The following is a 12,457-nucleotide window of genomic DNA, read 5'->3' on the forward strand; positions in this document are numbered from 1 at the left end:
GTCCGGGCCGCGGCTGCCGGCCGAGTGGTGGCGCTCAGCCCTCCGTCGCCGGACGGGTGACCAGGCGCCGGGTGCGGTCCGGCAGCCGGTCGACGATGCGGCCGATCCGCTCGGTGGTGCCCTGCAGCGGTGCGAGCGCGTCGGCCAGCACCCCGATCTGCCGGTCGAGCGCGTCGATCCGAGCCGCGACCGACCGCAGGTCCGGGGCGACGGCGGTCAGCTGGCTCGCGGCCTGCGCGAGGTTGACGTCCAGCGCGGCCAGCCGCGGGGTGCCGTCCGCGTCGGCGTCCGCGACGGCCGCGGCGATCCGCCGGACGGCGCCCTGGTCGCCGGTGGCGGAGGCCAGCGTCGCAAGGTCCTCCCGCACGGTGGCGAGCACCCGCAGCGGCTCCACCGCGCCCGCGAGGGCGGCGAGGTCGCCGGGGGTGCGGGCCAGCTCCTGCAGCGGTCCGACCGCCTCGGCGAGCCGCGCGAGGTCGGCCCGGGTCGCGGCCAGCTCGTGCACCGCGGGTACGGCGCCGGTCAGGCTCTCCAGGTGCTCGCGGGCCGAGGCCAGCTCCCGCAGCGGCTCGACGGCGCCGGCGAGCTGCGCCAGGTCGGCGCGGGTGGCGGCGAGCTCCTGGAGCGGGGCGACGGCGTCGGCGAGGCGCTGCAGCGAGGTGACCGCCCCGGCCAGCGCGGCCAGGTCGCCCGCCGCGGGGGCCAGCTCGCGCAGCGGCGCCGCGGCACCGGCCAGCTCGTGCAGGTCGTCCCGGACCGCGGCCAGCTCGGACAAGGGACCGACGGCCGCGCCGAGCTCCCGCAGCGACTCCACGGCGCCGGCCAGCTCCGACAACGGACCCACGGCGGTGCTGAGCTCGCGCAGCGGCTCGACGGCCGTGCCCAGCTCGCGCAGCGGCTCGACCGCCGTGCCCAGCTCGGTCAGCGGACCGACGGCGGTGGCGAGCTCCCGCAGCGCCTCGACCGCGCCGGCGAGTTCCGACAACGGACCGACGGCCGCGGCCAGCTCCCGCAGCGCCTCGACGGCCCCCGCCAGGTCCTGCAGCGACGCCACCGCCCCGCTCAGCTCCCGCAGCGGCCCGACCGCGGCGGCGAGCTCGTGCAGGTCGCCCCGCACCGCGGCCAGCTCCCGCAGGTCCTCCCGCATCCCCGCCAGCTCGTGCAGGTCCCCGCGCACCGCAGCCAGCTCGTGCAGGTCCCCGCGCACCGCAGCCAGCTCGTGCAGGTCCTCCCGGACCCCGGCCAGCTCGTGCAGGTCGTCCCGGACCCCGGCCAGCTCGTGCAAGTCGTCGCGCACGCCGGCCAGGTGGTGCAGGTCCTCGCGCAGCCCGGCGAGCTGGTGCAGGTCGTCGCGGGCACCGGCCAGCTCGCGCAGTGGTCCGGCGGCCCCGGCCAGCTCGACCACGGCCGCGGTCAGACGGTCGATCCGCTCGACGGCCACCGGGTCGTCCCACAGCGTCACGACCCGGCCGAGCACGTCGTCGAGCACCGGGGCGAGGCCGGTCAGGGCGGCGTCGACACCGGCGATGCGCCGCGGCAGCGCGGCGACGTCGGCCGCGACCGACGGCATCGCCTCGACCGCGCGCGGGGCCTCGGCCAGCCAGCCGGGCAGCCGGCGGCCGATCTCCACGGCCGCGCCGACCGTGCCGAGGGCGGCGCCGATCAGGGTCCCGGTGACGCCCGCGGGCGACCAGGAGCTCGGGAGGGGCTGCTTCGCCATCGGTCTCCTCCGGGGCTCACGGGAACGTGCTCGGGTCAGCTTCGCAGATCCGGCGGCCCGGTGTACCGCTCGGTAGCCCCCTCAGTACGACGCGTCGTCCACCCGGGCCGCGGCGTCGGCTCCGGCGTCGCGGGCCGCGGCGTCGTCGAGAATCGTGGCCGTACCGCTGGTGCCGAAGCGGGTGACGCCCGCGGCGTGGAAGGCCAGCACGGTGTCGAGGTCCCGGACCCCGCCGGAGGCCTTGACCTGCACCTGCGGTCCGACGGTGGCGCGCATGAGCGCGAGGTGCTCGGGCGTGGCACCGCCGCCGGCGAAGCCGGTGGAGGTCTTCACGAACGCCGCGCCCGCCGACTCGGCGACCCGGCAGCCGGCGACCACCTCGTCGTCGGACAGCAGCGCGGTCTCCAGGATCACCTTCACGACGCGGCCGTCGGCGGCCCCGACGACGGCGGCGATGTCGGCCTCGACATCGTCGGTCAGGCCGCTCCGCAGCCGGCCGACGTTCAGCACCATGTCCAGCTCGGCGGCACCGTCGGCGATCGCCTGCCGCGCCTCGGCGACCTTGGCCGCGGTGCTGGTCGTGCCGTGCGGGAAGCCGATCACGGTGCCGACGGCGACGCCGGTCCCCGCGAGCCGGGCGGCAGCGTGCGCGACGTCGGACGGGCGTACGCACACGCTGAAGATGCGGTAGCGGGCGGCGAGGTCGAGCTGGGCGTCGACCTCGGTGCGGGTCAGCTCGGGCTTGAGGATCGCGTGGTCGATCATCCCGGCGATCGCGGCGGCGGAGAGGGTCGTAGCGCTCACGGTGGTCCTTCGGGTCCCGGCGGGAGGATCGCCCCCGCGGGTGGTCGGCGGTCGGGTGCGAAGGCTACGCGCCCGGGGCGCCACCGATCAGCACATGCGGTGACGGCCACCCGCTGCAATGCTGCTCGGACGTACCGGAGATCCCGGTGGCCGAAGGGGGTTCCCGACCATGGCGGACGACGACCGCTCCATGCCGGATGCCGCGCAGGCCGCCGCTCCCGGGCCGACGCTGCGCTTCGAGCAGTCCAGCCACCCGGCGGGCGCCACCGTGCTGCACGCGATCGGCTCCATCGACGACGACACCTCCCCCGACCTGTGGGTCGAGATGGGCATCTGGTCCGAGGCGGGTCCCGAACTCATCCTCGACCTGACCGGCGTGGACTTCCTGGGGACGGCGGGGCTGAACTCGCTGCTCCAGTCGCGCGACATGCTGGGCGCCGAGGGCAAACGGCTCCGGGTGTACTGCGGTTCGAGCCGTCCCGCCCGACGCGCACTCCAGGTGACCGGCGCGATGGACCTGTTCGACGTCGTCGACCGGATCCCCGAGGAACCGGCCTCGTCGCGGAACATGCTGTTCGGCGTACCGGACCCGGACGTCCGCCTGGACGGTCAGCGCCGCTCGAACGACGGGTAGCCCGCGGCGGCCTCGTCGTCGCAGGCGCGTAGTACGCCCGCGACCCCGCCGGGCACCGCGTAGGGCGCGACCGGCTCCGCCGCGCACGACAGCGCCTCGATCGTCGACAGGCCGTCGGCGTCGAGGGCGCCGATCGCCCGGTCGACCCACTCGACCTGCCCCTGCAGGCAGGCCGCGTCGTTGCCGTACCCGAGGGTCGGCGCCAGCGGCGCGAACAGGTTCGGGAAGCCGGGGTGCGCCATCCCGAACAGGCCCGGCCCGGTGCCGAGCAGCCGCCCGTCGCGGCCGACGACGTCGATCCCGGCCCGGGTCGCGCCCGTGTCGAACCCGGTGGCCAGCACGATCGCGTCCAGCCCGACGACGGTCCCGTCGGCCAGCCCGATCCCCTCCGGCCGGATCCGCGTGAGCGGGTTCCGGGCGACGGGGAGCACCTCGACGTCGTCGCGGTGGAAGCTCTCCAGCCAGCCCTGGTCGGTCGCGACGGGGCGCAGACCGTAGTCGTCGCCCTCCGGGACCAGCGCCGCCGCGAGGTGGTCGTCGCCCAGCCGCGCCCGCATCCGGTCCCGGACGACGGCGGCCGCCGCGGCCCGCAGTGCCGGGTCGGACGCGAGCCCGGCGAGCCGGGCCGGGTGCAGCGCCAGCGGGTCCTCGTCGTGGACCGTCCCCAGACTGTGGAGTCCTCTGTGGACAGAAGGGTGTCCGGTGCCGGACGGTGTGGACCGGACCGCCTCGCGCATCGCGGGCAACCGGTCGCGGTAGGCCGCGCGCTCCGGCCAGCCGAACATCGGGTTGGCCGCAGGCAGCACGAAACGCGGGGTCCGGGCCAGGACGGTGAGCCGGCCGACCCGCCCGGCCAGGGCCGGGACCAGCTGGACCGCGCTCGGCCCGCAGCCGACGACGCCGACCCGCAGCCCGTCGAGCTTGGGTCCCCTGGCCGGCCACGCTCCGGTGTGGACGACCGGCCCGGTGAAGTCCGACCGGCCGGGGACGGCGTCGGTGCGGGGTGCGGTGAACGACCCCGTGCAGCGGACCACGAACCGCGCAGACAGCTCGTCGTCGCCGGCGCGGACCCGCCAGCGACCGCCGTCCCAGCGGGCGGCGGTGACCGGTGTGGACAGTCGCAGGTCGCGGTGCAGGTCGAGCCGGTCGGCGACGAACCGCAGCCAGCGCAGCACCTCGTAGCCGGCCGGGAAGCGCTCGCTCCAGCCCCAGTCGCGGTACAGCTCGTCGGAGAACAGGTACTGGTAGGCCGCACCCTCGGTGTCGATGCGGGCACCCGGGAAACGCTGGTGGTGCCACACCCCGCCGGGCTCGGGCGCGGCGTCGACACAGGTCACGCGCAGACCGCGCCGGCGCAACAGGTGCAGCGCGTACAGACCCGCGACCCCGGCACCGACGACCACGACGTCGTGCCCGTCCTCCACCGGCCCAGCGTGGCCGACCCGGGACGTCGCCGGGCCGACCTGTCTCAGATCGACACGCGGCGCCCGGTGGGCGAGGCTGGGTCCGTGGTGTCCGGCGGGATGCGGTAGCGGCGGTGGAGGCGGTCCTCCTCAGTTCGGCGGTCTCGTACTGCTGCTCGTCGGCGCCGAGCTGCTCGTCCGGTCCGGCAGCAGGCTCGCCACCCGGCTGAGCCTGTCCCCGATGGTCATCGGGCTGACGGTCGTCTCGGTCGGCACGAGCCTGCCCGAGCTCGCGATCGGCATCGACGCGGCACGCTCGGGCAGCCCGGGCATCGCCACCGGCGACATCGTCGGCTAGGCAGCCGATCTGACCTGGTTGGTCCTCACCCGGGGTGTGAGCGGGTGTCGCACACTGGGCGCATGACAGCATCCGACGACGCATGGTCCTGGCCCGACGCGACGACCGCGGCGCACGACCTCGCCGCGCACCTGGAGGACGCCGCCCGTGCCCTGCGCGACGGTCGCGCGGAGGTCCGCCGGTCCGCGACCGGTACCGCCTCCGACGGTCACCGGCAGCTGGAGGTCGACCTGACCTGGCGCGAGGACGCGTCCTAGGGGGTCAGCGCGCGGCGAGCTCGGCCCACACCCGCTTGCCGCGGCCCTGGGTGTCACAGCCCCAGGCCTGCGTGACGGCCTCGACGAGCTGCAGGCCGCGCCCACGCGCCGCCCGCAGGTCGAGCGGCTGGAGCAGCGGGCTGCCCGCACCCTCGTCGTCGACCTCGATCCGCAGGGCGTCCCGGCCCCGGACCAGGGTCAGGCGGAACGCGGTACGGGCGTGGTCGACGACGTTCGCGACGAGCTCCTCGATGACCAGCATCGCATCGGCGAGGGTGCCGGGGGCGAGGTCCCAGCCGACGAGGACGCGTTCCGCGGAACGCCGCGTCTCCCGGCCGACCCCGGCGTGCGGGACGTGCTCGGTGACGACCCGGTCGACGTCGCCGGTGCCGGGCTCCTCGACCTGCACGACGACCACCCCGGCGTCGTCGCTGAGGTGACCGCCGCAGTGCGCGAGGGCGGCCTCGGTGAGGGCGCGCGCGATCGTATCGGCGTCGGCGCCCGGGTCGAGCGAGGCCAGCGTGCGCCGGGCGCCCTCCTCCCCCAGCTGCTCCCAGTGCCCGCGCACGTGCGCCTCGGTGATGCCGTCGGTGTAGAGCACCAGGCTGTCGCCCGCGGCGAGGATGACGGCCGCGTCGGCCACCATCGGGGTGGTGCCGATGCCGAGGACCAGCCCGCCGCCGCCGTGGAACTCCGCGGTGCCGTCGGCCCGTCGCACGAGGACGGGCGGGTGACCGGCCGAGGCGAGGTCGGCGTGCCAGGTGTCGGAGGGGCCGCGGCGCAGCGACGCGAGCGCGGCGGTGACGAAGCTGATGCGGCCGTCGAACCAGACGTGCAGGACGTCGTTGACGGTGCGGAGCACGGCGGCCGGGTCGTTGTCGACGTGCGCGGCGGTGCGGGTGGCCGAGCGGGCCAGCGCGGTCGTCCGGGCGGCGCCGGCACCCTTGCCCTGGACGTCGCCGATCACCACGGCGACGCCGTCCGGGGTGGGGACGGCGTCGTAGAAGTCGCCCATGACGTCCACTCCGGAGCCGCCGGGCAGGAAGCGGGCCGCGATGTCGACCCCGGGCAGCCGCGGGGGCTGCGCCGGCAGCAGCGACTCCTGCAGCGTCCGGGCCAGCGTCTCGATCTCGGCCGCGTCGCGGGCGGCGGCGAACGCCTGCCGCTCGGTCTCGCGCAGGGCCAGACGCAGCGCGATCTCGCCCTCGACGGCGTCGGCCAGGGTGCGGATCGTCTCGCGGTGCAGCGGGGTCCACTCACGGACGACCACGTCCATCGCGCAGAGGTTGCCCACGACCTGGCCCGCGGGGTCGCGCACCGGCACGCCGAGCCAGGCGGCCGCACCGAAGTCGGTCATCAGCGAGAGGTCGCGCAGCCGTGGGTCGGCCCGCACGTCACCGGCGCAGATCTCCTCGCCCGACTCGATGACGACCTTGCACCCGCTGTCCTCGACGGGCGCCGACCAGACGCCGTCCGGCCCGACGATCTGCGCGGGCTCGGGCGTGCCCTTGAGGAAGGTCCGGACCTCGTCGACGACGGTCAGCATGACCGCCGGGGTGCCGAGGACCACCGAGACCAGCCGGGTCAGGCGGTTGAACGCCTCGTCCGGCCCGGTGTCCAGCAGCCGGGTGGCCTGGACCGCGGCCAGCCGTACCGGCGACGTCAGCGGCGACGGTGCCGCGACCGCAACGGGATCCGACACCAGGCTCATTCGCGTGATCCTCGCACCGCTGCGCGCCGGCGTCCTGTCGGTGTGCCGCGGAGGCCGGGTGATCGTCAATTGTGACGATGCGGTTCAGCCCACTGATCCGGTGTGGAGACGGGCGGCACACCGGGTCAGGTGGTCCCGTTCGGCCGCGGAGGACGCCAGTGCCGCGGCCTCGACGTAGAGACGCGCGGCCGTGGCCCGCTCCCCCGCTCGTTCGTGCAGGTGGGCGCTGACCGCGGTCCAGCGGGGCAGCGCCGGGTCGAGATCGGCGAGAGCCGCCAGCCCGGCCCGTGGCCCGTCGGCCTCCCCGACGGCGACGGCCCGGTTCAGCCGGGCGACCGGGCTGCCGGTGAGCCGGACCAGCTCGTCGTACCACTCGACGATCTGGGGCCAGTCGGTCTCCCCGGCGACCGGCGCGTCGGCGTGCAGGGCGGCGACGGCCGCCTGGGCCTGGAACTCCCCCAGCCGGTCGCGGGCCAGCGCGGCCTGCAGCAGCGCCACCCCCTCGGTGATCAGCGCGGTGTCCCAGCGGCCGCGGTCCTGCTCGACCAGCGGCACCAGCTCGCCGCCCGGTCCGGTGCGGGCGGCGCGGCGGGCGTGGTGCAGCAGCATCAGCGCGAGCAGGCCCGCGACCTCGGGATGGTCGACCGACGCCGCGAGGCGCCGGGTCAGCCGGATCGCCTCGGCGGCGAGGTCGACGTCGCCGGAGTAGCCCTCGTTGAACACCAGGTAGAGCACCCGCAGGACGGTCGCGACGTCGCCGGGGCGGTCGAACCGCACCCCCGCGACGGTGCGCTTGGCACGGCTGATCCGCTGCGCCATCGTCGCCTCGGGCACCAGGTAGGCCGCGGCGATCTGCCGGGTGGTGAGCCCGCCGACCGCGCGCAGGGTGAGCGCGACCGCCGACGACGACGACAGCGACGGGTGCGCGCACAGGAAGTACAGCTCGAGCGCGTCGTCGCGGTCCGGCGCCGGGCCGGGCGCCGGCTCGGCCCCGGCCCGTTCCTCCCGGCCACGACGCGCGGTCTCCGACCGGGTGGCGTCGAGGAAGCGGCGCCAGGCCACCGTCACGAGCCAGCCCTTCGGGTCCCGCGGCGGGTCCACGGGCCAGGTCCGCAGGGCCTCGGTGAGCGCGTCCTGCACGGCGTCCTCGGCCGCCGCGAAGCCCGCACCGCGACGGCCGAGGATCCCCAGTACCTCCGGGACGAGGCCGCGCAGCAGCGCGGCGTCGGCACCGGCCACCTCGCCGCTCACTCGGTGACGGTCGGCCGGGCCTCGAGGAACGGCCGCAGCTCGATCCACTCGTGGATCGGCTCCCCACCGGCGCCGGGGGCCGCCGACAGCCCACCGGTCAGCTCGACGGCCCGCTCGTAGCTGTCGACGTCGATGATCATCCAGCCGGCGACGAGGTCCTTGGTCTCCGCGAACGGACCGTCGGTGACCGGCGGGCGGCCCTCGCCGTCGTAGCGGACGAAGGTGCCCTCCGGCGCCAGCGCCTGGGCGTCGACGAACTCGCCGGTCTCCTTCAGGGACTCGGCGAAGTCCTGCATGAAGCGGATGTGCGCGGTGACCTCCTCGGGAGCCCAGCGGTCCATCGGGACGTCGTTCTTCGGGGCCGGGGCGCCGCGGTAGTGCTTGAGCAGCAGGTACTTGGCCATGGTGGGTCTCCTCGGTGCTCGTCGCGGCCCATCCTGGCCGCGTTCACCCCGGGGACGGAACCGGACGCGCGTTCTCGACATGTCCGCTCGATTTTTCTTCTACCCGTCAGTAAGTTCCGCACATGATCAGAGCGACGTCCGTCCGCACCGTGTCCGCGACGCCCGAGACGGTGTGGTCGGTGCTGTCCGACCACGAGGGCATGTCGGCGTGGGCGCCGGGCCTGAAGGTGGCCGTGACGCGGGCCGGGACGCCGGAGCCCAACGGTGTCGGTACCGTCCGCAAGGTCGGCATCGGCTCGCCCGGTCCGATCGTCGAGGAGGTCACCGCGTTCGAGCCGGGGCGACGCCTCGGGTACCGCGCGCTGGCCGGTGTGCCGCTGAAGAACTACCGCGGCGAGGTCACGCTGCGCCCGGTCGGCACCGGTACCGAGATCACCTACGCGGTCGAGGCCGACAAGCGGCTGCCGGCGGGCGAGACGCTGCTCGCGAAGGGACTGTCGAAGGTGCTGCTGTCCGGCCTGGTCCGCGGGGTCGGCGCCGGTCCGCGCTGACCGGCCCGCCTTCTCGGGTCAGGTCTCGTCCGGCCGCGGGCCGGCCGGCTCGCCGTGCCGGTACCAGGCGGCGGACGGTGCCCCGATGACCGAGAGCAGCTGCAGCTTCTCGTGGGTCTCACTGCCCGGGACGGCGGTGTAGACCAGCAGCAGGTGGGACTGATCGGGGTCGAGCAGCGTCTGGCAGTGCAGCTCCAGTGCGCCGACCTCGGGGTGGAGGAGGCGTTTGACGTCGTCGGTCCGGACGCGGACCTCGTGGGAGTCCCAGAGCGCGCGGAACTCCTCGTTCTCCGGGTACAGGAGGTCGGCGAGGTGGGCCGCGCGGGATCCCGGGCCGCGCCGGGCCGCGACCGCGCGCAGGCCGGAGACGTAGCGCCGCGACAGGAACGCGTGGTCCTCCTGCGGGTAGAGCAGACGGGCGTCGGGATCGGTGAACCAGCGGTAGCCGATGCTCCGCGACGGGCCGGTGAACCCGGTGGTGTCGCCGGTCAACGCGACCCCCAGTGAGGTCTGGCGCAGCGTCTCCCCGAGCTCGGTGACGATCTCGGCGGGCGTGTCGACGAGGCGGTCGAGGATGCGCAGCAGGCCGGGACCGATGTGCTCGCTGGTCGCGCCCCGGGCGGGCGGATGCTGCCCGGCGAGGCGGAACAGGTGGTCGCGCTCGTCGAGCGAGAGGTGCAGCCCCTGGGCGATCGCGGCGACCATCTGCTCCGACGGCCGCGGGCCACGCTCCCGTTCGAGGCGCGCGTAGTAGTCGGTCGACATGTGGCACAGCGCCGCGGCCTCCTCGCGGCGCAGGCCGCTGGTACGACGGCGCTGCCCCCGCGGCAGCCCCACGTCCTCCGGTTGCAGTACCTCACGGCGCCGCCGCAGGAACTGGGCCAAGCCCACCCGGTCGATCATCCGTACCGCCTCTCGGTCGCCTCCGTCCGTTCCTACCGGGACACACGGCGCGGAGCCACGGACCGTCGATCCGCCCCACCCGGTCGGGGCCGCACGGTCCAGGGGCGGATCGGGAGGTCGTGGTTGTGGGCCGACGGAAGGGTGAACGTGGTCGGCACACGGCCACCGACCCGAGGAGCCCACCGTGCCGAACGATCTCTTCCCGCTCGACCCGACCTCCACCGTGCCGCCGGGCCGCCCGGAGGAGCACCGCACCGGCGAGCCGACCCGGGCCGAGGGTGCCGCCACGCTCTCCGCGGCGATGCGGACCAGCCTGGACCGCTCCGGCGGCGCCGTGGGGATCCTCCTCGCCGCCACGCCCGCCGTCGCCTTCGTGGCGGCCGACGCGGCGGGCGGGCTGACCTGGGCGTTCATCGCGCTCGCCGTCGCCGCGCCGGTGACGTTCGGGGTGCGCCTGGCCCGCCGGGAGTCGCTGCGGGCCGCCGTCGTCGGTCTGGCGGTGGCCGGCGTGTGCGCCGCCGTCGCCGCGTTCTCCGGCGAGGCCCGGGCGTTCTTCCTGCTCCCCACCCTGATCCCGGCCGCACTCGGCGTGCTGTTCCTCGGCTCGGTCCTCGTCCGCCGCCCGGTGACCGGGACCCTGTTCAACCGGCTGGTCGGCGGCCCCGAGGACTGGCGCAGGCACCCCCGGCTGATCCGCGTCTACACCGTCAGCACGCTGGCCGGCGTCGTGCTCCACGCGCTCAACCTCACCCTGCGCGCCGTGGCCTACCTCGCGGACCAGCCCGCCGTCCTGGCCGCGCTCGGCGTCGCCGCCGTACCGGCCTTCGCCGCACTCGCCGCGGGCACTCTCGTCGCCGCCCGCCGCGCGACCGGCCCCCGCGTCGCCACCGCCGCCTGACGACCGCCCGGCCTCGAACACCGCACCCACCAGGGAGACACCATGTCCCGCACCCGCGACATCACCATCGGCGACCTCACCGGCCGGCTCGCCGTCGTCACCGGCGCCAGCGACGGCATCGGGCTCGGTATCGCCACCCGGCTCGCCGCCGCAGGAGCCGAGATCGTGCTGCCCGTCCGCAACCGGCGCAAGGGCGAGGCGGCGGCCGACGCGATCCGCACCCGGGCCCCCGGCGCGACCGTGTCCCTGCGCGAGCTCGACCTGTCGTCGTTGGGCTCCGTCGCCGCGCTCGGCGTCATGCTGCGGGGCGAGGGCCGCCCGATCCACATCCTGGTCAACAACGCCGGCGTCATGACCCCGCCCCGGCGGGCGACGACCGTCGACGGCTTCGAGCTGCAGTTCGGCACCAACCACCTCGGTCACGTGGCCCTCGTCGCGCACCTGCTTCCGCTGCTGCGCGCCGGCCGGGCACGGGTGACCTCCCAGCTCAGCGTCGCCGCGCGCCGCGGCCGGATCGCCTGGGACGACCTCCAGGCGCAGGTCGGCTACGGCAACGGCATGGCCGCCTACGCCCGGTCGAAGATCGCGTTCGGGCTGTTCGCCCTCGAGCTCGACCGCCGCAGCCGCGCCGGGCGCTGGGGCGTCACCAGCAACGTGTCCCACCCCGGGATCGCCCCGACCAGCCTGCTCGCCGCGCGTGCCGAGGTCGGTCGCGAGCAGCCCGCGCGGGGACGACGGGTGATCGGCGCGCTCTCGGCCCGCGGCCTCCTCGTCGGGACCGCGCAGAGCGCCGGGCTGCCCGCGCTCTACGCCGCGACCTCCCCGGACGCACACGGTGGGCGGTTCTACGGGCCCGCCGGGTTCGGGGGTCTGGGTGGTGCGCCCGCCGAGCTGGGCCTCTACCGGCCCCTGCGCAGCACCGACGACGCCGAGCGCATCTGGCGCGTCTCGCAGGAGCTCACCGGGGTCTCGTTCGACACCACGGACGCCGCAGCGACCGAGGACACGGTCGTCCTGCACCGCGACGCCCGGTGAGCGCGACGGGTCGGGCCCCGGCGGCGGGCCGGTGAAGTACCGCCATCCCGGGTGACGGGTGCGGGTCGGCTCGCGGAGTCGGTCGCCCACCCGCACCACGGCCCGCAGCCACCGGTACGGGGGCGGCCCGCGGAGCGTCGTGTTCCACGTGGAACAGCGGGGCACCCGGGAGAACGGCAGGTGGTGGGTGATCGACCGCCGAGGCTCCGTCACAGTGGTGACACGAGCCGTCCGGCAGGTCGCCCGACCACCGGCACCGACGGAACGTGCGGAGAAGTGCGTGTCAGCTGGTGGAGACAAGGGGAATCGAACCCCTAACCCCCGCCTTGCAAAGGCGGTGCTCTGCCAATTGAGCTATGTCCCCTGGTGGGTCCCGATCACGGTACCCCGGGAGGCGGGGTCAGCGGGTGGTGGCCTCGTGCCACAGGTCGTCGGAGCCGACGCCGCGGAAGCGGGACCAGCCGAAGTACGCAGCGCCGGCGGCGACGGCCAGCACGAACAGCTTCTTCATCGCAGGTCTCCTCGCGA

The 12,457-nt window shown here is 75.5% G+C and carries 14 protein-coding genes and 1 tRNA gene; 6 read left to right on the forward strand and 9 right to left on the reverse strand.

What is annotated here, in order from left to right:
• Window positions 1–34: 34 nt before the first annotated feature.
• Complete coding sequence (locus tag DMP15_RS02575; RefSeq protein ID WP_337825408.1) at window positions 35–1,720, reverse strand: hypothetical protein; 1,686 nt, start codon at window positions 1,718–1,720, stop codon at window positions 35–37.
• Window positions 1,721–1,801: 81 nt separating this feature from the next.
• Window positions 1,802–2,524 carry a deoxyribose-phosphate aldolase gene (deoC, locus tag DMP15_RS02580; RefSeq protein ID WP_161151802.1) on the reverse strand — a complete coding sequence of 241 codons (723 nt, stop codon included), beginning with the start codon at window positions 2,522–2,524 and terminating at the stop codon, window positions 1,802–1,804.
• Window positions 2,525–2,693: 169 nt separating this feature from the next.
• Here deoC and DMP15_RS02585 point away from each other — a divergent pair, with 169 nt between their 5' ends.
• The gene (locus DMP15_RS02585; protein WP_337825409.1) at window positions 2,694–3,158 is read left to right on the forward strand and encodes an STAS domain-containing protein; all 465 of its coding nucleotides are present in this window, start codon (window positions 2,694–2,696) and stop codon (window positions 3,156–3,158) included.
• Here DMP15_RS02585 and DMP15_RS02590 read toward each other — a convergent pair.
• Window positions 3,134–4,582 (reverse strand): flavin-containing monooxygenase, encoded by a 1,449-nt coding sequence (locus tag DMP15_RS02590; protein WP_073573722.1) that lies wholly within the window; start codon window positions 4,580–4,582, stop codon window positions 3,134–3,136. The two genes, DMP15_RS02585 and DMP15_RS02590, sit on opposite strands and share 25 nt — an antisense overlap.
• Window positions 4,583–4,733: 151 nt before the next feature.
• Between DMP15_RS02590 and DMP15_RS02595 the strand changes: the two genes are divergently transcribed.
• Both DMP15_RS02595 and DMP15_RS02600 read left to right on the forward strand, forming a co-directional pair.
• Complete coding sequence (locus DMP15_RS02595) at window positions 4,734–4,919, forward strand: hypothetical protein (protein ID WP_337826667.1); 186 nt, start codon at window positions 4,734–4,736, stop codon at window positions 4,917–4,919.
• A 62-nt stretch (window positions 4,920–4,981) separates the two neighbouring features.
• Window positions 4,982–5,176, forward strand: coding sequence for a hypothetical protein (locus tag DMP15_RS02600; RefSeq protein WP_073573721.1), 195 nt, complete (start codon window positions 4,982–4,984; stop codon window positions 5,174–5,176).
• A 4-nt stretch (window positions 5,177–5,180) separates the two neighbouring features.
• Here the strand turns inward: DMP15_RS02600 and DMP15_RS02605 are convergent, their stop codons facing one another.
• From DMP15_RS02605 to DMP15_RS02615, 3 genes are all read right to left on the reverse strand, one after another.
• Window positions 5,181–6,887 (reverse strand): ATP-binding SpoIIE family protein phosphatase, encoded by a 1,707-nt coding sequence (locus DMP15_RS02605; RefSeq protein ID WP_073573720.1) that lies wholly within the window; start codon window positions 6,885–6,887, stop codon window positions 5,181–5,183.
• Between the two features lie 84 nt (window positions 6,888–6,971).
• Window positions 6,972–8,138: an RNA polymerase sigma factor gene (locus DMP15_RS02610; RefSeq protein WP_217266841.1), complete on the reverse strand. Its 1,167-nt coding sequence runs from the start codon at window positions 8,136–8,138 to the stop codon at window positions 6,972–6,974.
• Complete coding sequence (locus DMP15_RS02615; protein ID WP_073573719.1) at window positions 8,135–8,542, reverse strand: YciI family protein; 408 nt, start codon at window positions 8,540–8,542, stop codon at window positions 8,135–8,137. Before DMP15_RS02615 ends, DMP15_RS02610 begins: the two co-directional genes overlap by 4 nt.
• 122 nt (window positions 8,543–8,664) lie before the next feature.
• On the opposite strand from DMP15_RS02615, the gene DMP15_RS02620 reads away from it, so the two are divergent.
• Complete coding sequence (locus DMP15_RS02620) at window positions 8,665–9,093, forward strand: SRPBCC family protein (RefSeq protein ID WP_100879109.1); 429 nt, start codon at window positions 8,665–8,667, stop codon at window positions 9,091–9,093.
• Window positions 9,094–9,111: 18 nt separating this feature from the next.
• Here the strand turns inward: DMP15_RS02620 and DMP15_RS02625 are convergent, their stop codons facing one another.
• The gene (locus tag DMP15_RS02625) at window positions 9,112–9,996 is read right to left on the reverse strand and encodes a helix-turn-helix transcriptional regulator (RefSeq protein WP_073573718.1); all 885 of its coding nucleotides are present in this window, start codon (window positions 9,994–9,996) and stop codon (window positions 9,112–9,114) included.
• 184 nt (window positions 9,997–10,180) lie between these two features.
• Here DMP15_RS02625 and DMP15_RS02630 point away from each other — a divergent pair, with 184 nt between their 5' ends.
• Together DMP15_RS02630 and DMP15_RS02635 are read left to right on the forward strand one after the other, a co-directional pair.
• On the forward strand, window positions 10,181–10,894 hold the full coding sequence (locus DMP15_RS02630; RefSeq protein ID WP_083657975.1) for a DUF3159 domain-containing protein: 714 nt from the start codon (window positions 10,181–10,183) through the stop codon (window positions 10,892–10,894).
• 42 nt (window positions 10,895–10,936) lie between these two features.
• Window positions 10,937–11,929, forward strand: a complete 993-nt coding sequence (locus tag DMP15_RS02635; RefSeq protein ID WP_073573717.1) for an SDR family oxidoreductase — start codon at window positions 10,937–10,939, stop codon at window positions 11,927–11,929.
• 288 nt (window positions 11,930–12,217) lie between these two features.
• Here the strand turns inward: DMP15_RS02635 and DMP15_RS02640 are convergent.
• Both DMP15_RS02640 and DMP15_RS02645 read right to left on the reverse strand, forming a co-directional pair.
• Window positions 12,218–12,293 (reverse strand) — tRNA-Ala (locus tag DMP15_RS02640).
• A gap of 36 nt (window positions 12,294–12,329) precedes the next feature.
• The gene (locus DMP15_RS02645; RefSeq protein ID WP_208820446.1) at window positions 12,330–12,440 is read right to left on the reverse strand and encodes a DLW-39 family protein; all 111 of its coding nucleotides are present in this window, start codon (window positions 12,438–12,440) and stop codon (window positions 12,330–12,332) included.
• Window positions 12,441–12,457 lie beyond the last annotated feature (17 nt).

Source organism: Pseudonocardia sp. UM4_GMWB1, from assembly GCF_017312155.1.
Taxonomy (GTDB): domain Bacteria; phylum Actinomycetota; class Actinomycetes; order Mycobacteriales; family Pseudonocardiaceae; genus Pseudonocardia; species Pseudonocardia alni.

Coding starts and splice junctions, on each gene's coding strand:
- DMP15_RS02605 (WP_073573720.1), bottom strand. CDS start 6,887: ATGAGCCTGGTGTCGGATCCCGTTGCGGTCGCGGCACCGTCGCCGCTG.
- DMP15_RS02625 (WP_073573718.1), bottom strand. CDS start 9,996: ATGATCGACCGGGTGGGCTTGGCCCAGTTCCTGCGGCGGCGCCGTGAG.
- DMP15_RS02585 (WP_337825409.1), top strand. CDS start 2,694: ATGGCGGACGACGACCGCTCCATGCCGGATGCCGCGCAGGCCGCCGCT.
- DMP15_RS02620 (WP_100879109.1), top strand. CDS start 8,665: ATGATCAGAGCGACGTCCGTCCGCACCGTGTCCGCGACGCCCGAGACG.
- DMP15_RS02635 (WP_073573717.1), top strand. CDS start 10,937: ATGTCCCGCACCCGCGACATCACCATCGGCGACCTCACCGGCCGGCTC.
- DMP15_RS02615 (WP_073573719.1), bottom strand. CDS start 8,542: ATGGCCAAGTACCTGCTGCTCAAGCACTACCGCGGCGCCCCGGCCCCG.
- DMP15_RS02575 (WP_337825408.1), bottom strand. CDS start 1,720: ATGGCGAAGCAGCCCCTCCCGAGCTCCTGGTCGCCCGCGGGCGTCACC.
- DMP15_RS02600 (WP_073573721.1), top strand. CDS start 4,982: ATGACAGCATCCGACGACGCATGGTCCTGGCCCGACGCGACGACCGCG.
- DMP15_RS02645 (WP_208820446.1), bottom strand. CDS start 12,440: ATGAAGAAGCTGTTCGTGCTGGCCGTCGCCGCCGGCGCTGCGTACTTC.